This window comes from Nonomuraea sp. NPDC002799 (genome assembly GCF_053592075.1).
This window is the reverse complement of sequence record NZ_JBSFVA010000003.1, coordinates 529,349-550,733: the sequence shown is the minus strand read 5'-3', so window position 1 is coordinate 550,733 and position 21,385 is coordinate 529,349. Positions and strand designations below refer to the sequence as shown.

Below are 21,385 nucleotides of genomic sequence, written 5' to 3'. Positions count from 1 at the left end.
TAATCGGGCAAGCCTATCTATAGGAGACATACATGTCGGGACCGGTACTGGCGCGCAGGGGCTTCCTGGCGTCCGCCACAGGACTCGCGGCGGCCCTGGCGCTGGCCGCGTGCGGCGACGGCGGCAGCGCGGCCACCGCCCCGGCGGGCTCGGCCGCCCCCGCGCCCCAGACCTGGTCGTTCACCGACGACCGCGACAAGAAGCTGACCCAGCCGAAGGTCCCCTCCAAGATCGTCGCTCAGGTGGGCGCGGCCGCCGCCCTGTGGGACTTCGGCGTGCGCCCCATCGGCGTCTTCGGCCCGCACAAGCTCGCGGACGGCGCCAAGGACCCGCAGGTCGGCAACGTCGACATCGCCCAGGTCCAGGGCCTGGGCAACGTGTGGGACGAGTTCAACGTCGAGAAGTACATCTCCCTGCAGCCCGACCTGCTCGTCAGCAGCATGTACGTCAAGGGCACCCTCTGGTACGTGCCCGAGAAGTCCAAGGACACGATCGAGCAGGTCGCCCCGACCGTGGGCGTCATGCTCACCGGCAAGAGCGCCACCGAGGTGATCGGCACGTACGAGGAGCTCGCCAAGTCCCTCGGCGCCACCATGGAGGGCGTGCCCGCGGCCAAGGCCCGCATGGAGGCCGCCACCGAGGAGCTCGCCCGGTTCAAGGACCTCAAGATCCTCATGGTGTCGGGCGGCGCGGACGCGTTCTGGGTGGTCAACCCGCCGGAGTACCCGGACATCGTGCACCTCGTCGAGGGCGGCCTGAGCGTCGTCACGCCGTCGAAGGTGGACGAGGGCGGCTTCTTCCAGACGCTGAGCTGGGAGAACGCGGACACCTACGACGCCGACGTGATCCTCTACGACACCCGCACCCAGGCGCTCAAGCCCGAGGAGATGATGAAGAAGCCCACCTTCGCCAAGCTCCCCGCGGTCAAGGCCGGACAGCTCTACCCGTGGAACGCCGAGGCGCCCTACAGCTATCAGGGATACGCGGCCTTCCTGGAGGGCCTGGTGGCCAACCTGAAGAAGGCTAGAACCCTCCCCTGACCTCGACGATCTCGGCCAGCGGGAACTCCAGGTAGTCGCCCGCCTCCTCGCACCAGGCGTCCAGCGCACCGCCGTTGAGCTCGCCGTGGCTGATCGTGGCGGTCAGCCCGCCGGTCAGCGTGATGCCGGCGCGCACCCCGCGATCCACCACGAAACCGAGCAGCGACTGCTGCGCCGTCGGCAGCCGGGTCGCCATCCTGCCGATGATCGCCCAGGTGCGGCCGCTCGTCGTGTCACCGGACCGGCTGCTCGCGAGCAGCCGGCGGGCGTGCTCGCCCGGGTCGGGGGTGGGCTCGGCCGCCAGGTAGGGGGGCGCCTGCAACTCCGCGTCGCCGGCGAACTCGGCCAGCTCCGCCACCTGGCCGCCGGGCAGCAGGATCAGCTTGCCGTTGGGCGGCTCCTCGGCCCTGGCCCGGTGGACGGTGATCTCGCCGGTGTCGGAGACGGGCACGGGGGAGTAGCCGTGCTCGCGCAGCAGGCCCAGCGTGCGCTCGGCGCCCGACGCGCTCACCAGGACCGTGGGGGCCAGCAGCCGCAGGCCCAGCCGGCTCAGCCGCCGGTGCGCGGCGATCTCCGCGAGCAGCGCGGTGTCGCCTGCCTGGATGACGCAGCCGACCGTGGTCACGGTCACCTCGCCGTGCCGGCGGGCGGTGTCGCGCACCAGGTATTCGAGCGGCTGCGGGATGGTGCCGACCCCGGCCAGCTCGTCGAGCAGCTCATCGGCGTCGTAGCCGTGGTCGAACGCGCGGCGCACGCTCTCGGTGGTGAAGCGCCACACCGAGGCCGCGCCCCGCGACTCGCGCTCGGCGACCCGGTCGAGCAGCGCCGCCAGCTCCGCCGAGGGCGGCCCGGTCACCACCGCGGTCAGGTCGGGACCGAACAGCGCGCTCCTGCGCACGCTGGCCAGCGCCCGCGTGGCCGCCTCGGCCAGCAGGGGGTCGTGCTCCACCATGGGCACGGCGTCGTCGTTCTCGTCGCCGGGCAGGGCGGTGAGCCCGGACAGGGCCCGGCCGAGGTCGGTGAGCGCGTCGTTGGCCAGCAGCCCCAGCAGCCTGGCCTCGTCGAGCACGGCGGGCGCGCAGCCGAGCAGCAGCTCCCGGTCGATCAGCGGGGCCTGCCAGTGCACGTTGGCCAGCAGGCTCTCGCGGCCGGCGTACGCCGTGCCCGCGGGCAGGTGGTTCAGGACCGACAGGACGACCCGGCGTATCTGGGCCACCACGCTGCCCGCGGGGTCGTCGCCGAGCACGGTGCCGTACTTGCCGTCGGCCTTGCGCAACGAGGAGCGCTCCATGCGCCACCACGCCGACAGCAGCACCCGCAGCCGGGCCGAGCCCTCGTCGAGCCGCCACCGGTCGAAGCGCTCGGTGGGGATCATGCCGCCCGACTGCTCGTCCCAGGCCAGCAGCCGGGCCACCGCGCACACCTCCAGCAGCAGCCGCGTCTCGTCCTCGTCGCAGCCGGTCTCCTTGGCCACCCTGCGGACCTCGCGCACGCCCACGCCACCGGTCTTGAGCAGCGGCAGCGGCGTCTTGGACATGTTGTCGAGCAGGGCCGCGCACCGCTCCACCACGTGCGGCGCGGCCAGCGTCATCAGGTGGTCGACCTCTTCAGGATCGACGGGGATCGTGGCGACCTCGGGGGCGGCGGGGTCGAAAGGCGGGTGGTAGCCGGGGCCGCGGCGGCTGAGCGCCACCTCGCGGGGCATCTCGGCGACGTGCCAGTTGGGCCGGAAGAGCAGGCCGTGGTCGGCGCACCACTTCTCCGGCGTGCCCGGGGTGACGAACCGGCCGCCGTCGACGTCCAGCACGGGGCCGTCCCAGGCGAACCGGTCGAGCAGCGTGGCGGTGCCCTCGGGCGCGGTGCGCACCAGCGTCTGGAGCCTGCCGGTGTCGGAGAGCACCTCCATGACGCGGGAGATCGTGCGGCGCTTGTTGCCGTGGGCGGGCAGGCCCAGTTTGCGGGCCAGCGCGCGCAGCGTGTCGTTGCTGATCGTCCAGGAGTTGAGATGGTGGTCCAGCGCCTCGCCCAGGCCGAGCGGCGCGGCCCACCAGCGCGCGACGCCCTCGGCCAGCCGGATCACGCCGTCGTCGTCCGGCCAGGCCAGCGCGTGGTCGAAAAGGTGCTCCAGCCACGGCGTCACCTCGCCGGCCGGCGTGTCGAGGAAGAGTGCCAGCCGGTCGGCCGTGGGACGGCTGACGGCCAGGGCCGCCTCGGCGAGCTGCAGACAGGGCAGCGGCAGGCGACGCAGGGTCTCCATCACGGCGAAACCGTTGCCGAGCCGCTGGGCCAGGGTGTCGAGCCGCCGGGGCCAGGGCGCGGCGATGGCGTCAGGCCGGTTCGCCAGGATGCGGCCGAGCCTGTCTTCGTCTAGGTTTCGCAGCCAGCCGAGCAGGTGATCTTCCATCGGTCAGCACTCTCATGGGGTCGCGACGCGGGACTCACCGTGAGCCATAGCCATCCACGGTAATGCAGATCACCCCCGGTCAGGAGAGGACTGCCCAGACGATCTTTCCGTGTGGGGCCAGTGCGGACCAGCCCCAGCGCTGGCTGAGCGACTCGACGATATGGAGCCCGAGCCCGCCGGTGTCGAGGGGGTCAGGGTATCGCAGCACCGGCACCGAGGAGCCTGGATCGGTGAAGGCGCTGGTGACGAGTGATCCCCGGCGCACCAGGGACATGTGGACCGGGCGCTGGCGGCGAGGCTCGTCGAAACGCAGGCCGTGGCGGAGCGCGTTGGTCGCGAGCTCCGAGACCACCAGCTCCATGTTCTCCGTCAGCTCGGTGAGTCCCCAGCCCATCAGTGTGCCCGCGGTGAAGCTGCGGGCGGAATGGACGGAGGACGCGGTGGGCGGGAGCACGAACGTGGCACTCGCAGCAGGTCCTGGGACCAGTAGATCGCGAGCCGCCTCCGGCCACCAGCCGACAGGAGGCCACCAGTCGAACGTGGTCCACAGGCCGGGGGCCGTGGTGGATTGCACGTTGATCATTCTGCGCCAAACTCTCGTGCAGGTGCAAGAGCGAATGCACGTGCAGGCAACCCGTGCAGGCGCTACGGTTGCCATCAAATGGTCAATATGGGGGAAAGGGGATCTTGTCCGCGGCCCATGATCTTTCGGCCGTGAAGTGACAGACTGTGTCGCAAGGAAACGACCAAGGAGCAGCACGTGTCCATTGATCCGCCCGGTTCCGGTTCGACCGTTCGGCGCATCATGCTGGGGGCGAGCCTCAGGCGCCTCCGCGAGGCCAGCGAGCTCGACCGGGGACAGGCCGGATTCCACATCCGGGCGTCCGAGTCCAAGATCAGCCGTATGGAGCTCGGACGGGTCGGCTTCAAGACACGTGACGTGGAAGACCTGCTCACCCTGTACGGCGTCGTCGACGATGCCGAGCGCCGTGCCCTGCTGGAAATGGTTCGCGAGGCCAACACCCCCGGGTGGTGGCACAAGTACTCGGCCGAGCTCCCCACGTGGTTCACCACGTACGTGGGCCTGGAAGAGGCGACCAGCGTGATCCGCACCTATGAGGTGCAGTTCGTGCCAGGTCTGCTGCAGACGGCCGCGTATGCGCGATCGGTATTCCAGCTTGGCAACCCCGATGCGAGTCCCGAGAAAATCGAACGGCGCGTGCATCTGCGCATGCAGCGTCAGGAGCGCTTCACCCGGAAAGACGGACCCCGGTTGTGGGCCGTCATCGACGAGGCGGCGCTCAAGCGGACCATCGGCGGGCGGGAGGTCATGTCCGAGCAACTCCAGCATCTGCTGGAAGTCGCGGCACTTCCCAACATCACCATCCAGGTGATGCCCTTCAGATTCGGCAAGCATGCCGCTGAAGGGGGCGCGTTCAGCATCTTGCGGTTTCCCGAGTCTGACTTGTCGGACGTTGTCTATGTCGAGCAGCTCTGGGGTGCCCTGTACCTCGACAAGCGTGAGGACATCGATCCATACCTCACCGCAATGGAGCAACTGTGCGTGGAGAGCACCACGCCAGGGGGCACCGTCGAGCTCATCGGCGGTCTTCTCAGAAAGATGTAGATGAACCAGACCTACAACGGCATGCCCGCGGCGGACCTGACCCAGGTCGCGTGGCGCAAGAGCCGCTACAGCAACTCGCAGGGCAACTGCGTGGAGCTCGCGGAGCTTCCCGATGGAGGGATCGCGGTGCGCAACTCGCGCTTTCCCGATGGCCCCGCCCTCATCTATACCCGCGACGAGATCCGGGCCCTGGTGCTCGGGGTGAAGGACGGAGAGTTCGACGGCCTGCTCGTTTAACACTGTGTTTACTTCCGGCGCGCCCGCTTAACGGGGGCGCGCCGGAGGCGTAACCGCCCGGCCTCCTCGTGCCGGGAGGATCAGCACCATGCTCGACCAGATGACCCTTTATCCGATCGCCGACGACGTGCTCTTCGCACCGGGCGGCAAGGTCGTGATTCGCACTTATGGAGTGGCGCCCGCCACCACGGGAGCCTCCGTCTCCTACCGGACCTGGGTGACCGGCATCCGCGACCAGCCGCGCTACTGGCACTGGGGGCACTTCGAGGACGCCACCTCCGGGCACCGCCGGGTCCTGGAGTGGCTCACGGGGCGGGGGCCGCAACCTTCCCAAGCGCTGACCTGATCGCTATCCTCATGCCAAGCAACCGCTTGGTAGAGGAGGCGTGGTGCGGCGCGCGATCCACCTGCTAGAGGAGGTCGACTTCCGGCCGATGAACTCCAGGCGCCCGCTGGAGTACCTCACCTGGCTGACCCGCTACAAGCGCGAGGACGAGAGCCGCGCCGCTCCCACGCTCACCTCGGGCATGTCCATCCGGTCCCGCGAGATCGACCTCGTCGGCGCCTTCTACGCCGTCGGCATCACCGGCCATCCGCAGTTCAAGGCCGTGACGTTGTGGGACTGCCACGGCGGGTGGGACGGCGGTTGGCGCCAGATGATGGAGATCTACCAGGGCGTGGACCAGCGCCTGTTCCTGTCCGACATCGACGACCTGCGTTTCTCCGCCTTCTCCCGGCCGCTCGGCGCCGTGCCCGGCTGCCCGCCGCTGTCCGAGGCGCCCGCCGCCGAGCTCTACCTCTTCGAGAGCGCCCGCGTCCGCCCGGGAGCCGCCCTCGACTACCTGGAGGCGGTGCGCGCCGAGCGCGCGCCACTGCTGGCCGAGCACGGGCACACCCTGGCCGGCCTGTACGAGGTGCTGTTCTGCGACACCGAGGCCGTCACGATCTGGGCCGTCTCGCTCGACGACCACCTGGCCACGCAGCGCGCCCGCGACGCCGCCCTGGGCCTCGACGACGAGGTGGCCCCCGACTCCCGTCTGCTCGACTGGGGAAAGCGCTCGCGCGACTATCTCGAAGGCCCCTGGCGTGAGACGCTGCTGGCACCGTTCCCCGGTTGCCGCCTGGCGCCAGGGGGAGCACCGGGTTAGCGTCGGCTGCGGAGGTGGCCATGACGGACACTTACCTCTATAACGGGCAGGGGCCGGACGATCACCTGGCCTCGTGCCCCGACTGCGGTGCGGCCATCGCGCTCCTGGACCATCCGGACACGGCCGTCGAGCCGCCCCCCGCGCTGCGCGAGGCCGTGCTCGCCAAGGCGCGCCGCCGCCGCGGCCCGGCCCTGATCGGCGTGGCCTCCGTGGCGGTGCCGTACGCCGAGCAGGTCGCGATCATGGACGAACTGCTCAAGGAGCTGAGCGCGCCGCAGTGGGAGGCCCCCGTCGCCAAGCACGGCACGATCAGGGGCCTGGTGGCCCACCTGGCGGCCAACGACGCCACCGTGGCGCACTTCATGGGCGTGCCGGGGACGGGACAGGCGCCGGAGCACCGGCGCTGGCGCGAGCAGGCCGGCTCGCTCCTGACGAGGATCTCCGCCAGCAGCGAGGTGCTGCTCGGTGTGGAGGTGGCGCTGGCGGGGGCGCGACCGGCCCGCGCGCCGCTGCGCCAGGCCCTGATCCAGCGCACGTTCGAGACCTGGACGCACGCCGACGACATCCGCGCCGCCACCGAGCGGTCCAGGGCCGCGCCGCGCGACGAGCACGTGCACATGATCGCCGAGTTCGGCCTGGCGCTGCTTCCGCGCGCGATGAAGGGGCCGCGCCGCGACGTCTCGGCCACCGTGGTGCTCACCGGACCCGGTGGCGGCACGTGGACGATCCCCCTCTCGCCGGCCTCCGACCACGTCGCCGTGGTCATCTCGGCCGGCGCGGTGGACTTCTGCCGGCTGCTGGCCGACCGATGGCCGCCCGGCGGCTTCCCGTACGCGGCCGAGGGCGATCCCGCGCTCGCCCGCGACCTGATCCGGGCCGCCGCCACCCTGGGGTGCGACTGATGAGCGACATGGACCTGTGCGCGCGGCTGATGGCCGGCGACCTCGACGCGCTCGCCGACGCCTACGACGAGCACGCCTCGTACGTCTACGGCGTGGCGGTCAAGGTCACCGGTGCCCAGACCCACGCGGAGGAGATCACCCAGAACGTGTTCGTCGCGCTCTGGGAGCGTCCCCTGTCCTACGACCCGAGCCTCGGCTCGCTGCGCGGCTGGCTGGTGAGCCGGGCCCTGCACGAGTCGGCGCTGCGCTCCAAGGTCGGCTGACCGGCCCGCCGGTCAGGTGCGGGTGAGGGCGGCGTCGCAGGTCGGCGGCGCCGGGTCAGGCGCGGGGTCGCAGGTCGGCGGCACCGGGCCAGGCGCCGGGTTGCGGGCCGGCGGCACCGTCAGGCGCAGGTGATGGGGGCGTTCCAGGTCAGCAGCACCGGCTCGGCGTGCTCGAAGCCGAGCCGCGAGTAGGTGCCGGTGTCCAGCCTCAGCAACCGGCCGTCCTCGGGCGCCAGGCGCAGCCAGCGGGCGGCCAGGACCCGCAGGAAGTGGCCGTGCGCGACCACCGCCACCCGGCCCTCCACCGCCGCGGCCCGCGCGATCACCCGGTCGGCCCGCGCGCCCACGGCGGCGGCGCTCTCGCCGGGATGCTCGGCGTCGCCGGGGGGCACGCCGTCCCGCCACAGGTACCAGCCGGGCCGCGTCTCGCGGATCTCCGGCGTGGTGATCCCCTCGTAGCCGCCGTAGTCCCACTCCCACAGGTCGGGGTCGACCTCGTAGCCCGTCAGCCCGGCCAGCTCCGCCGTGCGGCGGGCGCGCTGGGCGGGGGAGACCAGCAGCAGGTCGAACGGCTCCTTCGCCAGCGGCGCCAGCGCCCTGGCCTGCTCCTCGCCGTGCTCGGTCAACGGCAGGTCGGTGCGGCCCGTGTGCCTGCCCGCCTTGCTCCACTCGGTCTCACCATGGCGAAGCAGCAACATGTCCTTCATGGGGTCCATCATCGGGCACGGCTGATCGTGGCCGCGCGTCAGGTCGCCAGCTCCTCGGCGACGGCGGTGAAGGCGGGCAGGTCCCGCTCGTGATGCACCACAAAGTACGAAATATCGTGCTCATCGCGCCAGTATCGGAGCTTGTCGGCTATGTCGTGCCGGGTGCCGAGCAGGACCTGTGGCGTCTCCTCCAGCGACGAGCTGTCGGCCGCGCTCCACGCCTCCTCCGCCTTCCGCTCGCCCACCTGCATCACGCTCGTGCCCAGCTCCAGCGGGGTGGCACGGCCGGCGGCGGCCGCCCGCAGAAGGGCCAGCTTGCCCAGGAACGCCGCCAGGCCGCCGTCGCGCCCGTCGGGACCGCTGCCGTCGCTCTTGACCCGCATCCCGATGTTCACCACGTCGGCCTCCTCGGCCGCCAGCCGCAACATCCGCGGCCCGCCGGCGCCCAGCACCAGCGGCGGATGCGGCCGGGACACGGGCTTGGGCCGCTGGTCGAGCCCCGTGATCCGGTAGTGCGTGCCCTCGAACGTGCACGGCCCGTCGCCCCAGAGCCCCTTGAGCACGGCGACGGCCTCCGCCAGCCGGTCCACCCGCACGCCCGGCGGCTCCAGGGCCAGGCCCGCGCCCGCGTAGTCGCCGGCCAGCCAGCCGGTGCCGAGCCCGACCTCCATCCGGCCGTCCGACAGCAGGTCGAGCGTGGCGCTCTCCTTGGCCAGCACGGCCGGATGCCGGAAGTCGTTGGCGAACACCAGCGTGCCCACCCGCAGCCTGGTGGTGGCGCAGGCGGCCGCCGTCAGGGCCGCGATGGGGGCGAACCGGGGGCCGACGAGGTGATCGGGCACCAGCAGCACGTCGAACCCGGATCCCTCCAGCCGCCTGGCCTTCTCGGCCCAGGCCCTTCCCGACCCGGCCTCGCGTACCACCGCCCCGAACCTGAACCGCCGCACGATGCCTCCACTCCGAGCAAGCGCCTGAGGACGACTGTACGCCCGCGTCTTAACAAGCGCTTGCTTTAGGTGCCAGACTGGGGTCATGGAGATCCAGGTGCGCCAGGCGACGGACGACGAGGTGGCGTTCTTCGGCGAGCACGGCTGGGTGCGCCTCGGCCGGCTGGTCGACCCGGGCACGGCGGCGGCGCTGCGCGAGCGGGCCGCCGGCCACCTGAGCAGCCGGGCCAGGGACAAGCGCACGCCGGTCGACCAGGCGTTCGGGCAGTCGAGGGACGTCGCGGCGGCCGACGAGCTGTTCGGCGCGCTGACCATGGCGCCCGCGATGGGGAGCAACGCCGCCCGGCTGCTGCGCGGGGTGCGGGCCGTGCGCGTGCAGGTCACCAACCTGCTGGTCAAGGAGGCGGGCGAGCACGGCGCCACCGAGTTCCACCAGGACTTCCCCTGGATGCCGATGGACCGCTCGGCCATGCTCACCGTCTGGCTGGCCCTGGCCGACGTGCCCGCCGGCATGGGCTCGTTGCGGTTCTACGAGGGCTCGCACCGGCTCGGCGTGCTCGGCAGGAGCTTCACCAGGCCGGGGGACGACCAGCTCAGCCAGCACCCGTGGCTGAAGGAGCTGGAGTTGTCGCCGCCGCTCGACCTCAAGGCCGGGGACGCCACCGTGCACCACGCCCTGACCGTGCACGGCGCGCCGGCCAACCGCCACGACCATCCGCGCCTGTCGTTCACCGTCACCTACTTCGACGCCGACGCCCTCTACACCGGCCTGCCGTACCAGCAGACCGACGGGCTCGGGCTCCAGGTGAACCGGCCGTTCGAACACGAGAGGTTCCCGTGCCTGAAACCGTGAGGGGCCCGGTCGCCGACCTCGGGGCGACGCTCATGCACGAGCACGTCTTCGGGCTCAGCCCGGAGATCCTCTGGAACTGGCCGGACCTCCCGGAGGGCTGGGACCTGGAGGCGCGGGCGCGGGAGGCGGCCGGCAAGCTGGACGCGCTCAAGGCCGAGGGCGTCGACACCATCGTGGACCTGACCGTGGTCGGCCTCGGCCGGTACGTCCCGGCGGTGCAGCGGGTGGCCGAGCTCACCGGCGTGAACATCGTGGCCGCCACCGGCCTCTACACCTACGACGCGCTGCCGCCCTACTTCGCCAACCGGGGCCCCGGATCCCTGTTCGGCGGGCCCGACCGGCTGGCGGAGTTCTTCGTCCGGGACATCTCCGAAGGGATCGGGCGGACCGGGGTCAAGGCGGCCATGCTCAAGTGCGCCTCCGACCACCTCGGGATGACCAAGGGCTGCGAGCGGGTCTTCCGGGCGGTCGCCGAGGCGCACCTGGAGACCGGGGCGCCGATCACCACGCACTCGCACAGCGCCTCCAAGGGCGGCCTGGAGCAGCAGCGGCTGCTCGGCGCGCTCGGCGTGGACCTGGGCCGGGTCGTGATCGGGCACGCGGGTGACTCGACGGACGTGGCCTACCTGGAAGAGCTGGTCGCCAATGGCTCCTACCTGGGCATGGACCGCTTCGGCATCGAGACGATCAGCCCGTTCGAGGACCGCGTGTCGGTGGTGGCGGCGATGTGCGAGCGCGGGCACGCCGGAAAAATGGTGTTAGGCCATGACTCGTACTGCTTCAACGATCGTTTCGACGCCGACGTCGTCCGCCGCCGCCATCCGAACTACCACCTGCTCCATGTCTCCCGCGACGTCGTCCCCGAGCTCCGCAAGAGGGGCGTCACCGACGGCCAGATCCATCAGATGCTCGTCGACAACCCGCGGAGGATCTTCGCATGATCGAGGACTTCGACGTCAGCTCCGACTGGCACGTCGCCGACCCCTACGCCTTCCTGCGCACGCTGCGCCACCGCTCGCCGGTGTTCCGCAGCGAGCATCTCGGCGCGTACGTGCTGACCCGCCACGCCGACGTGCGCGCCGCCTACGGCGATCCCCGGCGTTTCTCCTCCAAGGGCTCGCTGACCATCTCCCGCAGCCTCACCCGGGAGACGAAGGAGAAGCTGGGCGAGCACGGCTCGTTCCTGTCCGCCTTCGTGGCCAACGTGGACCCGCCCGACCACACCCGCCTGCGCAGGTCGGTGTCCAGGGCGTTCACCCCCCGGGCGGTCGCGGCCATGGAGACGGCCTTCCTGCGGCTCAACGAGGACCTGCTCGACCGCGTGGCCCCGCGCGGCCGGGCCGACTTCGTCACCGAGATCGGCCACGAGCCGTCGGTCAAGCTGACCGCCCGCTTCATCGGGGTGCCGGAGTCCGACGAGGCGTTCGTGCAGGGGCACGTCAAGGACTGGTTCCAGCTCTTCCTGTCGCCGCAGCCGCCGGAGCGCCAGCTTGAGCTGGCCGCCAGCTTCCTGACCTACCTCGACTACGTGGACCGCCTGGTGGCCGCCCGGGCCAAGGACCCCAGGGACGACTTCACCTCCCTGATGACCGCCCTCATCGGCGACGAGCTGAGCCACCGGGAGGTGGTCGAGCTGATCTCGACGATCCTGCTCGGCGGCAACGACACCGTCCCCAACCAGCTCGGCAACACCGTCCTGCGGCTGCTGCGCGAGGACGCCTGGCCGGTGCCGCCCGAGCTGGTGGCGGGCGCGGCAGAGGAGTGCATGCGCATCGACGGCGCGTCACTCGGGTCGTTCCGGTACGCCGCGGCGGACGTCTCACTGCACGGCGTGGACATACCGGCGGGCTCGCTCGTGCTGCTCTCCACCGACTCCGCCGCCCACGACGAGACCGTCTTCCCCGACCCCGAGCGGTTCGTGATCGACCGCCCGAACGCCGCCGAGCACATGGTCTTCGGCTACGGCATCCACTTCTGCGTGGGGGCCGCGCTCGGCCGCCTGCAACTGCGCACCGCCCTGGACGTGCTCGGCCGCCGCCTGCCGGAGCTGCGGCTGGTCCCCGGCCGGCCGGCCGCCCACCGCAAGTCGATCGTCGGCCGCGGCCTGACGTCCCTGCTGGTGGAGTGGTGAGCGACGGCCTCGGCGCCAGGTTCGACGGGCGCGTCGCGCTGGTGACGGGCGCCGGGTCCGGCATCGGCGCGGCCTGCGCGGCCCGCCTGGCCGCCGAGGGCGCCTGGGTGGGCGTGCTCGACCTGCGCGCGGCCGGCGCCAAGTCCACCGCCGCCGCCATCCGCGCCTGCGGCGGCACCGCCATCGCGCTGACCTGCGACGTCTCCGACAGCAAACAGGTGGAGGAGGCGGTCGCGACGCTGGTGACGGCGTTCGGCCGGGTGAACGTGCTGCACTCCAACGCCGCCGTGCTCGACGCCGACGTGTACGGCCGCGACCGGGATTTGGACACCCTCGACCCCGCCGTCTGGGACCGCACCATGGAGGTCAACCTGCGCGGCGCCATGCTCATGGTCAAGCACACGGTCCCCGTCATGCCGGACGGCGGCGCCATCGTCCTCACGTCGTCGGTGTCGGCCCTGGTCGGGGACACCGCGCACGCCGCGTACGGCACCTCCAAGGCCGCCCTGACCGGCTTCACCCGCTACGTCGCCACCATGTACGGCTCCCGCGGCGTGCGCTGCAACGCCGTCGCCCCCGCCCTCGTCCTCACCCGGGCCGCCCAGCGGGCCATGACCCCGGCCCAGCTCGCCGACAAGGCCGCGGAACGCCTGCTCCCGTGGCCGTGCACCGTCGAGGACGTCGCCGCCCTGGTGTGCTTCCTGGCCTCCGACGAGGCCCGCTGCGTCACCGGCCAGACCGTCGTCATCGACTCCGGCACCCTCGCCCACCGCCCCCAGCACGCCGTCCAGCAGTGGCGCGACACCCAGCGGCCGTGACGGCGGGCACACCCGGCACGGGACGAACGTCCCTTATGGTGGCTCCAGGGTAGATCTTGGAGGTCTGATGGAGCCGGTGGCGGTCGGGCTGATCGGAGCGGGACCCTGGGCCGAGCGGGCGCACGCGCCGATGTTGTCCCGGGGGCCGCACACCCGGCTGGCCGGCGTGTGGGCCCGCAGGCCCGAGGCGGCGGCCAGGCTCGGAGCGCCGGTGTTCGAGCGGATCGAGGAGCTGTTCGACGCCTGCGAGGCCGTGGCGTTCTGCGTGCCGCCCGCCGTGCAGGCCGAGATCGGCGTGCGCGCGGCGCGGGCCGGCAAGGCGCTGCTGCTGGAGAAGCCCCTGGCGGACTCGCTGGAGGGCGCCCGGCGGCTGGCGGACGCCGTCGCCGAGGCGGGCGTGGCCTCCCAGATGGTGTTCACCATGCGCTACGCCGCCGAGACCCGCGCGTTCCTGGCCCGCTGCGCCGCCATCCGGCCCTTCGGCGGCCACGCCGCCAACATCTCCGGCGCCCTCCTCGACGGCCACCACTTCGCCACCCCGTGGCGGCTGGAGCGCGGCGCGCTGCTCGACGTCGGCCCGCACGTCATCGACCTGCTGGACGCCGCACTCGGCCGGGTGAGCGGCGTCCGGGCGCACGGCGACCCGCTCGGCTGGACCGGACTGCTGCTGGAGCACGAGGGCGGCGCCGTCAGCGAGGCGTCCCTGTGCATGGTCGCGACCGGTGAGCGCCCGTTGCCGACGTTCGCCGTGTACGGCCACGACGGCAACGCCGTGCTCCCGCCCTACACCGGCGACCCCAAGGCGACGCTCGTCGAGGAGTTCGCCCAGACCGTGCGCGACGGCGGCGGCCATCCCCTCGACGCCGCCCACGGGCTCAGGATCCAGCGGATCATCGCCGAGGCGGAGGCTCAACTCACCCCTTGACGCGGGCGGCTTCCGGGGGATTGATAGCGTACGTCCGACGCGCAGTGCGCAGCGAAGTCCGGTGTGAGTCCGGCGCTGTCCCGCAACTGTCATAGCCAGGTCGCCTGCCGCTGCGCCGACGTCATCAACCCTCGTGGAAAAGGGTGATCCGTCGCATCTTTGCGGGTCTCTCGGTTCCGACAGTGTGAAAGGACCAAACGTGAGGCCCGTACCCACGGCCTTCGCGGGCGCGCTGCTGGGAACACTCCTGCTGACCGGTTGCGGTCAGACCAGCCCAACAGCCGGCCCCCCGGCCACAGCCCCCACCACCCCCGCCACCTCAGCCCCCGCCGGTGCCTTCCCGGTCACCATCGAGGCGGGCAACGGCCAGGTCACCCTCGCCAAGAAGCCGGAGCGGATCGTCTCGTTGTCGGCCACCCACACCGAGACGCTCTTCGCCATCGGCGCGGGCCCCCAGGTCGTCGCGGTCGACGACCAGTCGAACTATCCGGCGGAGGCCCCGAAGACCGACCTGTCCGGCTTCAAGCCGAACGTCGAAGCCATCGTCGCCAAGAAGCCCGACCTCGTCATCGTCTCCGACGACCTCGACAAGGTCGTCGCCGAGCTGGGCAAGGTCGGCGTGCCCGTCCTCCTCCAGCCCGCCGCGACGAAGCTGGAGGAGGCGTACGAGGAGATCACCGAGCTCGGGGCCGCCACCGGCAACCAGGCCAAGGCCGGCGAGGTCGTCTCCGGCATGCGGTCGGCCATGGACAAGCTGGCCGCGCAGGCGCCCAAGGACAAGAAGCTCACCTACTATCACGAGCTCGACCAGACGCCGTACGCGGCGACGTCCCAGACGTTCATCGGCCAGGTCTACGCCCTGTTCGGCCTCACCAACATCGCCGACAAGGCCCCGGACGCGGCGGGCGGCTATCCCAAGTTGTCGGCCGAGTTCGTGGCCCAGGCCGACCCCGACCTGATCTTCCTGGCCGATGTCAAGTGCTGCCAGCAGAGCAAGGACACCCTGGCCAAGCGGCCGGGCTGGAAGGGCCTGTCGGCGATCGGGAACGACCAGGTGGTCCAGCTCGACGACGACCTCGCCTCCCGCTGGGGGCCGCGGGTCGTCCAGCTCGCCGAGTCGATCGGCGCGGCCGTGACCAAGGCCGGCGCGAGCTGACGCATGGCTGCGCAGGCCGGCCCGGCCAGGGCCAGACCACTGTGGGTGGCGTGCGCCGCGGGCGTGCTGGCCGTGGCCATGGTCGCGGGGCTCCTCGACGGCGCCGCCGACCTCTCCCCCTGGCAGGTGGTGCTCCAGGCGGTGGACTGGCTGCCGTTCGTGCACGTGGACTCGGGGCTCGCGCCGGTCGAGCAGGGGCTGCTGTACGAGCTGCGGCTGCCCAGGGTGCTGCTCGCCGCCGTGGTCGGCGGGCTGCTGGCCATGGCCGGGGCCGGCTACCAGGGGGTGTTCCGCAACCCGCTGGCGGATCCGTACCTGCTCGGCGCCGCCGCGGGCGCCGGCCTGGCGGCGACCGTGGCCATCGTGTTGCTGCCGTCGCTGGCCGGGAGCATCCCGGCCGCGGCCTTCCTGGGCGCCGTGGGCGGTGTCTTCCTGGCCTACACGCTGGGCAACACGGCCGGGCGCGCGGGCGGCACCGCGACGCTGGTGCTGGCCGGGGTGGCGGTCACGTCGTTCCTGACCGCCATCCAGACCTTCATCCAGCAGTTCAAGGTGGAGGAGCTGCAGCGCATCTACTCGTGGATCCTCGGTGACGTCGGCGGCGGATGGGACCAGCTCGGGCTGGTGCTGCCGTACGCCGTCGTCGCCGCCGTCCTGCTCCTGCTGCACGGGCGGATGCTCGACGTGCTGTCCGTGGGCGACGAGGAGGCCGCGAGCCTGGGGGTGCCGGCCGCGCGGGTGCGGCTCACCGTGCTGCTGGCCGCCTCCCTCGCCACCGCGGCGGCCGTGGCGGTCAGCGGGCTGATCGGGTTCGTCGGCATCGTCATCCCGCACGTGGTCCGACGGCTGGCGGGCGGCTCGTACCGGATCGTGCTGCCGCTGTCGATGCTCGGCGGCGCGGCGTTCCTGGTGCTGGCCGACCTCCTGGCGCGCACCGTGATCGCGCCCGCCGAGCTGCCGATCGGGGTGGTGACGATGTTCGTCGGCGCGCCGTTCTTCGTCGGCGTCCTGCGCATGACCAGGAGGGCGAGCACGTGATCCGCACGTCCGGCCTGTCCGTGCGGCTCGGGGACCGCGAGGTCGTCTCCGACGTCGGCCTGCGGGTGCGGCAGGGGGAGTGGCTGGCCGTCATCGGGCCCAACGGGGCGGGCAAGTCCACCTTGCTGCGGGCCGTCATGGGGCTGGTCGCGCACCGGGGGACCGTCACGCTGGACTCCCGGCCCGCCGCCGGGCTCAAACCCCGGGAGCGGGCCAGGCTGCTGGCCTACGCCCCGCAGACCCCCGCCATGCCGCCCGACATGACGGTCTTCGACTACGCGTTGCTGGGGCGGACGCCGTACATCCCGTATCTGGGGCGGGAGAGCGCCCACGATCGGGAGGTCACCGCCTCCGTGCTCGACCGGCTGGACCTGACCGCCCTGGCCATGCGCCCGGCGGGGGCGCTGTCGGGCGGGGAGCGGCAGCGGGTGGTGCTGGCCAGGGCGCTGGCCCAGCAGGCGCCGGTGCTGCTGCTGGACGAGCCCACGACGGCGCTCGACCTCGGGCACCAGCAGCAGGTGCTGGAGCTGGTGGACCGCCTGCGGCGGGCCGACGGCCTCACCGTCGTCACCACCCTGCACGACCTGACCGTGGCCGGCCTCTACGCCGACGCGCTGCTGCTGCTGGCCGGGGGGCGCGCCGCCGCCTCCGGCACACCCGCCGAGGTGCTGACCGAGGCGTTGGTGGGACGGCACTTCGACGCCCGTGTCAACATCCAGCCAGGGCCCGGCGGCCGGCCCGTCGTGCATCTCGTCAGGGAGGCGTCGTGAAGCTCACGTATCGGGTGGAGGAGGGGACCCGGCTCGGGGCTCTGCTGTGGGAGTTCGGCCCCGGCTGGCGGATGATCTCCTCCGCCATGCTCGGCGGCGGGATCGGGCCGCGCGCGTGGGTGCTGAACGCGCAGGTGGTGGCCGGCTACGCGCGGATGGACCCGGTCGAGCACCTGACCTCGCTCGGCCCCGGCGGGAACGGCGTCGGGATGATGACCGCCGCCTCCGTCGACCGCTACGTGCGGGCCTCGGACGGCGGCGTCGAGGCCGTGGCCACGGTGGGGCTGCGGGTGCCCACCTGGGCGGCCGCCCCTGAGGGGACCGAGGATCCGGAGCTGGCTCCGCTGCGGGTGGGGACGATCAACATCGTCACCGTGCTGCCCGTGGCCATGACCGACGCCGCGCTGGTCAACGCGGTCATGACGGTGACGGAGGCCAAGTCGCAGGCGCTCATCGAGGCCGGCTACCCCTGCACGGGAACGGCGTCCGACGCCGTCTGCGTGGCCGTGCCGGACGAGGGGCCGGAGGAGGTGTTCGGCGGGCCCCGGTCGGAGTGGGGGGCGCGGGTGGCGCGGGCCGTGCACACGGCGGTCAGGCGCGGCGCCGAAGCGTGGCGGCCTCGTGACTTCAGGTAGGCGAATGCGGCAAGCAGCAGGCCACCGAGCCCGGCGCCTAAAAGCGGCGCCTTACTCCGCGAGCTTCGGCGGCGCCGGCTCGGCCGGGCCACGAGTGTCGAGACCGTAGTCCTCGGCCGCCCCTCGCGGGGTGACGCGGCCCGCGTCCAAGTCGGCCAGGAGTGCCGTCCGGTCCCGGTCGCCGGGCGGCCCGAGGCCGCCGCCGCCCGTCGTGGCCACGACGAACGCCTCACCGGCCGCGAACCGCACGTTGTTCACCTTGGACGCCAGCCGTTCCACCCGCCCGTCCAGATGGCGCTTGAAGAAGCCGCCCACCCGTCCGGGCAGGCCGCCGTCGCGGCCCGGCGGGGGCAGGCGGAGGCGGTCGCCGCGGGTCGTGACGTGGCAGTCGGCCAGGAAGCGGTAGACCGTCCGCGACCCCAGCCCGCCCCTGAAGCGGCCGGGCCCGCCCGAGTCCGGGATCGTCTCGATGGACTCGACGATCAGCGGGCAGCGGCTCTCCACCGGCTCCGCCTGCGGCACCGAGTTGCGGCCGATGCCGAAGTGCACGCCCGTCGCGTCCGGCCCGTCCAAACCCTGCCGGGCGCCGACGCCGCCGAAGTCGTAGGACAGATGGATCCAGTACGGCGCCCCGACGGCGGCGATCGAGAACGGCTGCAGGATCCCGCTCGCCGCGATCGCCCGTTCGGGCACCGCGTCCGACAACGCCTGGAAGACGGCCTCCATGGCGGCGTAGATGGGGACGTACCGGCCGCCGCAGGGGTAGGGCGAACGGGCGTTGAGGAGGGAGCCCTCGGGCAGGCGCACCTCGATGGCGCGCAGGCAGCCGTCGTTCATGGGGATGGTGGGGTCCAGGAAGCAGCGGAGCGCGAAGACGGCGGCGGCCAGGGACTGGGAGGCGGAGGCGTTGATGGCCGCGGGGACCTGGGGGCCGGTGCCGGCGAAGTCGAGCAGGGCGTGGCCGGGGCTCAGCGTGATCGATACGCGGATTTCGTGTGATTTTTCGGGGTTTATGCCGTCGTCGTCGATCGGGTACGCCGCCTCGAACCGGCCCTCGGGCAGCCCGGCCAGCGCGGCGCGGGTCCTGGTCTCCGTGTAGTCCAGGTAGTCGTCGATGCCCGCCGCCAGGCCCCGCTCCCCGTACTCGCCGATCAGCGCCTCCATCCGGGCGGCGGCCACCGCCGTGCCGGCCACCAGGGCCCGCACGTCGCCCATGACCTTGTCCGGGGTGCGGCTGTTGGCCCGCAGGATGGCCTCGACGGCCGGGTCGACGCCGTCTTCGGTCGCCAGGCGCACCGGCGGCAGTTGCAGCCCCTCCAGGAAGATGTCGGTGGCCAGCGGGGCCATGCCGCCCGCCGACAGGCCGCCCAGGTCGGAGACGTGGATCATGGTGGCGGTGAAGTAGACCGGGGCGCCGCCGGAGAAGACCGGGCGGTAGACGAGCAGGTCGTTGGTGTGCACGCCGCCCCGGTAGGCGTCGTTGAGCACGTACACGTCGCCGGGCCGCATCGTGTCCAGGGGGATGTCCGCGAGCACCTCGGGGAGGGCGACCTTCAGCGCCATGCTGTTCATCAGCGTGGTGGCCATGGAGTGGGCGATCAGGCGGCCCCGCGCGTCAAGGACGGCGGCCGAGGCGTCGGAGCCCTCGACGATGAACGTCGAGTACGCCGAGCGCACCACCACGATGCTGGCCTCCTCCGCCGCCACGACCAGGGCGCTCCTGAGGACCTCGGCGGTGAGCGCGTCGGTCATGGCGCGGCCCTCGTCAGGTGGACGGCGCGGGTCCCGGTCAGGGTGGCGGTCCAGGCGGGCGGGACGACGATCGTGGACTCGGCGTCCTCGATGACGGCCGGGCCTTCCAGGACGTCCATGGTGTCCCTGGTGTGGACGGGGATCTCGATGGGCCCGCCGTGTTCGGGGAAGTAGGCCGCTCTCGTTCCGGGCTTGGCCGGGCCGGGTTCCGCCGGCGGGGGCGGGGACGGGGCTGGGGGTGGGGGTGAGGAGTGGGGTGGCTCGGCGGCCGGGGTGATGACGCGGACGCGGTAGCTGACCAGCTCGATCTCGCCGCGCTGCGCGATCCCGTAGACCCGGGCGTACCGGGCGGAGAAGCGCTCCTCCAGATCGGCTCGCGCGGGGGTCCAGTCGACGGTCAGGTCGTGGGACTGGCCCTTGAAGCGGACGTCCACCGAGCGCAGCACCCGTACCCCGGGATCGTCGAGCGAGACGCCGAGGTCGGCGGCGGCCTCGGCGGCCAGCTCGCCGAACAGCGCCGCCGGATCCGGCGCGTCCAGGCGGGAGCGCACCCGGTCGGTCGACAGGGCGCCCGACAGCAGTCCGGCCGCCGACGCCACGCCGCAGTACGCGGGCACCACCACCGTCCCGATCCCGAACCGCTCCGCCACCCGGGCCGCGTGCATCGGCCCGGCGCCGCCGAAGGCCACCAGGGCGAAGCCACGTGGATCGATCCCGCGCTGCACGGTCACCACGTGCACCGCCGAGGCCATCGAGGCGCTGACGATCTCGTGCACCGCGGACGCCGCCTCCTCCCTGGACACCCCCAGCGGCCCGGCGATCCGGTCGAGGGCCTGGGCGGCGAGCGCCGGCGACAGCGGGATGGAGGCCGAGGAGAGGTAGCCGAGCACCAGGTTCGCGTCCGTGACCGTGGGCTCCGAGCCGCCCAGGCCGTAGCAGGCGGGCCCGGGGGAGGCGCCGGCCGAGTGCGGGCCCACCCGCAACGCCCCGGCGGCGTCGAGCCAGGCGACGCTGCCCCCGCCCGCCCCGACCTCCGCCAGGTCGATGGCCGGGGTCTTGATCGGCACGCCGGTGCCCGCCCGCCGCCCGCCGAAGCTGCCCTTGCCGCCCACGTGGAACTCGTGGGTGATCTCCGGCCGCCCGCCGCGCACCACGCACGCCTTGGCCGTGGTGCCGCCCATGTCGAACGAGATCACGTCCGCGAACCCGGTCCCCGCCGCCGCCAGCACGCCGGCCGCCGGGCCCGACTCGATCGTGGCCACCGGCCGCCTGGCGGCCAGCTCGGCGGAGATCACGCCGCCGCTCGACTCCATGACGTGCACGGGCGCGACGATCCCGATCTCCGCCAGCCGTGCTCGCAACCGCGACAGGTAAGACGCCATCAATGGACCTATATATGCGGACATGATGGTGGTGGTGGCGCGCTCGTACTCCCGGATCTCCGGCCACACCTCCGACGAGGCCACCACCGTGGGCACGACCTCGCGCAGGATCGCCGCGACCTGCCGCTCGTGCTCGGGGTTGGCGTAGGCGTGCAGCAGGCACACGGCCGCCGCCCCGATGCCCCGCCGCGCGATCTCCGCCGCCGCCCGCCGCGCCGACTCCGGGTCCAGCGGCGTCAGCACGGCCCCGCGCGCCGAGATCCGCTCCACCACCTCGAAGCAGTCGCCGGGGGACACCGGCGGGGGCGGCGGCGAGAAGCGGAGGTCGTAGCGGTCCTCCTCGACGCGGGCGTAGCGGCCGAGCGGGATGGCGGCGCGAAAGCCCTGAGTCGTGACATAGGCGACGCGGGCCCCCTTACGTTCGAGCACCGCGTTGGTCGCCAGCGTGGTGGCGTGGACCACCCGCGTGACCTGCGCGGGGTCGGCGTCTCCGAGGGCGCGCGTAACGCCGGTGACGATGCCCGCGATGGGGTCGTTAGGGGTGCTGAGACATTTGACCACGGAGACCGCTCCGGACCTGCCTCGCAGGACCACATCGGTGAAGGTGCCGCCGACATCGACGCCGATCGCGTAACCCATCCAGGTACGTT

The 21,385-nt window shown here is 72.5% G+C and carries 22 protein-coding genes; 16 read left to right on the top strand and 6 right to left on the bottom strand.

The window, feature by feature from the left end:
- The first annotated feature begins 32 nt into the window (after positions 1-32).
- Positions 33-1,040, top strand: coding sequence for an ABC transporter substrate-binding protein (locus tag ACWD0F_RS09330; RefSeq protein ID WP_449873506.1), 1,008 nt, complete (start codon positions 33-35; stop codon positions 1,038-1,040).
- Here ACWD0F_RS09330 and ACWD0F_RS09325 read toward each other — a convergent pair.
- Entirely contained in the window at positions 1,024-3,444 is a 2,421-nt protein-coding gene (locus ACWD0F_RS09325; RefSeq protein WP_449873504.1) for a helicase-associated domain-containing protein, read from the bottom strand. The two genes, ACWD0F_RS09330 and ACWD0F_RS09325, sit on opposite strands and share 17 nt — an antisense overlap.
- 79 nt (positions 3,445-3,523) lie before the next feature.
- Positions 3,524-4,027, bottom strand: coding sequence for an ATP-binding protein (locus ACWD0F_RS09320; RefSeq protein ID WP_449873502.1), 504 nt, complete (start codon positions 4,025-4,027; stop codon positions 3,524-3,526).
- 222 nt (positions 4,028-4,249) lie between these two features.
- Here ACWD0F_RS09320 and ACWD0F_RS09315 point away from each other — a divergent pair, with 222 nt between their 5' ends.
- The 6 genes from ACWD0F_RS09315 to ACWD0F_RS09290 all read left to right on the top strand — a co-directional run bounded on the left by ACWD0F_RS09315 (position 4,250) and on the right by ACWD0F_RS09290 (position 7,621).
- Complete coding sequence (locus ACWD0F_RS09315; RefSeq protein ID WP_449873582.1) at positions 4,250-5,071, top strand: helix-turn-helix domain-containing protein; 822 nt, start codon at positions 4,250-4,252, stop codon at positions 5,069-5,071.
- Entirely contained in the window at positions 5,072-5,308 is a 237-nt protein-coding gene (locus ACWD0F_RS09310) for a DUF397 domain-containing protein (protein WP_043632079.1), read from the top strand.
- Positions 5,309-5,396: 88 nt separating this feature from the next.
- Complete coding sequence (locus ACWD0F_RS09305; protein WP_138717555.1) at positions 5,397-5,654, top strand: 3'-5' exonuclease family protein; 258 nt, start codon at positions 5,397-5,399, stop codon at positions 5,652-5,654.
- Positions 5,655-5,697: 43 nt separating this feature from the next.
- Positions 5,698-6,456 (top strand): hypothetical protein, encoded by a 759-nt coding sequence (locus ACWD0F_RS09300; RefSeq protein ID WP_449873499.1) that lies wholly within the window; start codon positions 5,698-5,700, stop codon positions 6,454-6,456.
- A 20-nt stretch (positions 6,457-6,476) separates the two neighbouring features.
- Positions 6,477-7,358 (top strand): maleylpyruvate isomerase family mycothiol-dependent enzyme, encoded by an 882-nt coding sequence (locus tag ACWD0F_RS09295; protein ID WP_449873497.1) that lies wholly within the window; start codon positions 6,477-6,479, stop codon positions 7,356-7,358.
- On the top strand, positions 7,358-7,621 hold the full coding sequence (locus tag ACWD0F_RS09290; protein WP_449873495.1) for a sigma factor: 264 nt from the start codon (positions 7,358-7,360) through the stop codon (positions 7,619-7,621). Before ACWD0F_RS09295 ends, ACWD0F_RS09290 begins: the two co-directional genes overlap by 1 nt.
- 119 nt (positions 7,622-7,740) lie before the next feature.
- Here ACWD0F_RS09290 and ACWD0F_RS09285 read toward each other — a convergent pair whose 3' ends face one another.
- Both ACWD0F_RS09285 and ACWD0F_RS09280 read right to left on the bottom strand, forming a co-directional pair.
- Positions 7,741-8,328, bottom strand: a complete 588-nt coding sequence (locus ACWD0F_RS09285; protein WP_449873493.1) for a histidine phosphatase family protein — start codon at positions 8,326-8,328, stop codon at positions 7,741-7,743.
- Between the two features lie 38 nt (positions 8,329-8,366).
- Positions 8,367-9,275: a TIGR03621 family F420-dependent LLM class oxidoreductase gene (locus ACWD0F_RS09280; protein WP_449873491.1), complete on the bottom strand. Its 909-nt coding sequence runs from the start codon at positions 9,273-9,275 to the stop codon at positions 8,367-8,369.
- A gap of 85 nt (positions 9,276-9,360) precedes the next feature.
- Between ACWD0F_RS09280 and ACWD0F_RS09275 the strand changes: the two genes are divergently transcribed.
- The 9 genes from ACWD0F_RS09275 (at position 9,361) to ACWD0F_RS09235 (ending at position 17,601) form a co-directional block, all read left to right on the top strand.
- Positions 9,361-10,128 carry a phytanoyl-CoA dioxygenase family protein gene (locus ACWD0F_RS09275; RefSeq protein ID WP_449873489.1) on the top strand — a complete coding sequence of 256 codons (768 nt, stop codon included), beginning with the start codon at positions 9,361-9,363 and terminating at the stop codon, positions 10,126-10,128.
- Complete coding sequence (locus ACWD0F_RS09270; protein WP_449873488.1) at positions 10,113-11,069, top strand: phosphotriesterase family protein; 957 nt, start codon at positions 10,113-10,115, stop codon at positions 11,067-11,069. Before ACWD0F_RS09275 ends, ACWD0F_RS09270 begins: the two co-directional genes overlap by 16 nt.
- On the top strand, positions 11,066-12,259 hold the full coding sequence (locus ACWD0F_RS09265; RefSeq protein WP_449873487.1) for a cytochrome P450: 1,194 nt from the start codon (positions 11,066-11,068) through the stop codon (positions 12,257-12,259). The genes ACWD0F_RS09270 and ACWD0F_RS09265 overlap by 4 nt, the downstream gene beginning before the upstream one ends.
- Positions 12,256-13,077, top strand: coding sequence for an SDR family NAD(P)-dependent oxidoreductase (locus ACWD0F_RS09260; protein WP_449873486.1), 822 nt, complete (start codon positions 12,256-12,258; stop codon positions 13,075-13,077). Before ACWD0F_RS09265 ends, ACWD0F_RS09260 begins: the two co-directional genes overlap by 4 nt.
- A gap of 67 nt (positions 13,078-13,144) precedes the next feature.
- The gene (locus tag ACWD0F_RS09255; RefSeq protein ID WP_449873484.1) at positions 13,145-14,002 is read left to right on the top strand and encodes a Gfo/Idh/MocA family protein; all 858 of its coding nucleotides are present in this window, start codon (positions 13,145-13,147) and stop codon (positions 14,000-14,002) included.
- Between the two features lie 199 nt (positions 14,003-14,201).
- Positions 14,202-15,158 carry an ABC transporter substrate-binding protein gene (locus tag ACWD0F_RS09250; RefSeq protein ID WP_449873482.1) on the top strand — a complete coding sequence of 319 codons (957 nt, stop codon included), beginning with the start codon at positions 14,202-14,204 and terminating at the stop codon, positions 15,156-15,158.
- A gap of 3 nt (positions 15,159-15,161) precedes the next feature.
- Entirely contained in the window at positions 15,162-16,196 is a 1,035-nt protein-coding gene (locus ACWD0F_RS09245) for a FecCD family ABC transporter permease (RefSeq protein ID WP_449873480.1), read from the top strand.
- On the top strand, positions 16,193-16,966 hold the full coding sequence (locus tag ACWD0F_RS09240; RefSeq protein WP_449873479.1) for an ABC transporter ATP-binding protein: 774 nt from the start codon (positions 16,193-16,195) through the stop codon (positions 16,964-16,966). The genes ACWD0F_RS09245 and ACWD0F_RS09240 overlap by 4 nt, the downstream gene beginning before the upstream one ends.
- Entirely contained in the window at positions 16,963-17,601 is a 639-nt protein-coding gene (locus tag ACWD0F_RS09235) for an adenosylcobinamide amidohydrolase (protein ID WP_449873478.1), read from the top strand. The genes ACWD0F_RS09240 and ACWD0F_RS09235 overlap by 4 nt, the downstream gene beginning before the upstream one ends.
- A 51-nt stretch (positions 17,602-17,652) precedes the next feature.
- On the opposite strand, the gene ACWD0F_RS09230 is transcribed toward ACWD0F_RS09235, so the two are convergent.
- Positions 17,653-19,353, bottom strand: coding sequence for a hydantoinase B/oxoprolinase family protein (locus ACWD0F_RS09230; RefSeq protein WP_449873477.1), 1,701 nt, complete (start codon positions 19,351-19,353; stop codon positions 17,653-17,655).
- The gene (locus tag ACWD0F_RS09225) at positions 19,350-21,374 is read right to left on the bottom strand and encodes a hydantoinase/oxoprolinase family protein (RefSeq protein WP_449873475.1); all 2,025 of its coding nucleotides are present in this window, start codon (positions 21,372-21,374) and stop codon (positions 19,350-19,352) included. Before ACWD0F_RS09225 ends, ACWD0F_RS09230 begins: the two co-directional genes overlap by 4 nt.
- Positions 21,375-21,385: the final 11 nt, after the last annotated feature.

Coding starts and splice junctions, on each gene's coding strand:
- ACWD0F_RS09330 (WP_449873506.1), top strand. CDS start 33: ATGTCGGGACCGGTACTGGCGCGCAGGGGCTTCCTGGCGTCCGCCACA.
- ACWD0F_RS09325 (WP_449873504.1), bottom strand. CDS start 3,444: ATGGAAGATCACCTGCTCGGCTGGCTGCGAAACCTAGACGAAGACAGG.
- ACWD0F_RS09320 (WP_449873502.1), bottom strand. CDS start 4,027: ATGATCAACGTGCAATCCACCACGGCCCCCGGCCTGTGGACCACGTTC.
- ACWD0F_RS09315 (WP_449873582.1), top strand. CDS start 4,250: ATGCTGGGGGCGAGCCTCAGGCGCCTCCGCGAGGCCAGCGAGCTCGAC.
- ACWD0F_RS09310 (WP_043632079.1), top strand. CDS start 5,072: ATGAACCAGACCTACAACGGCATGCCCGCGGCGGACCTGACCCAGGTC.
- ACWD0F_RS09305 (WP_138717555.1), top strand. CDS start 5,397: ATGCTCGACCAGATGACCCTTTATCCGATCGCCGACGACGTGCTCTTC.
- ACWD0F_RS09295 (WP_449873497.1), top strand. CDS start 6,477: ATGACGGACACTTACCTCTATAACGGGCAGGGGCCGGACGATCACCTG.
- ACWD0F_RS09290 (WP_449873495.1), top strand. CDS start 7,358: ATGAGCGACATGGACCTGTGCGCGCGGCTGATGGCCGGCGACCTCGAC.
- ACWD0F_RS09285 (WP_449873493.1), bottom strand. CDS start 8,328: ATGAAGGACATGTTGCTGCTTCGCCATGGTGAGACCGAGTGGAGCAAG.
- ACWD0F_RS09275 (WP_449873489.1), top strand. CDS start 9,361: ATGGAGATCCAGGTGCGCCAGGCGACGGACGACGAGGTGGCGTTCTTC.
- ACWD0F_RS09265 (WP_449873487.1), top strand. CDS start 11,066: ATGATCGAGGACTTCGACGTCAGCTCCGACTGGCACGTCGCCGACCCC.
- ACWD0F_RS09255 (WP_449873484.1), top strand. CDS start 13,145: ATGGAGCCGGTGGCGGTCGGGCTGATCGGAGCGGGACCCTGGGCCGAG.
- ACWD0F_RS09245 (WP_449873480.1), top strand. CDS start 15,162: ATGGCTGCGCAGGCCGGCCCGGCCAGGGCCAGACCACTGTGGGTGGCG.
- ACWD0F_RS09230 (WP_449873477.1), bottom strand. CDS start 19,353: ATGACCGACGCGCTCACCGCCGAGGTCCTCAGGAGCGCCCTGGTCGTG.
- ACWD0F_RS09225 (WP_449873475.1), bottom strand. CDS start 21,374: ATGGGTTACGCGATCGGCGTCGATGTCGGCGGCACCTTCACCGATGTG.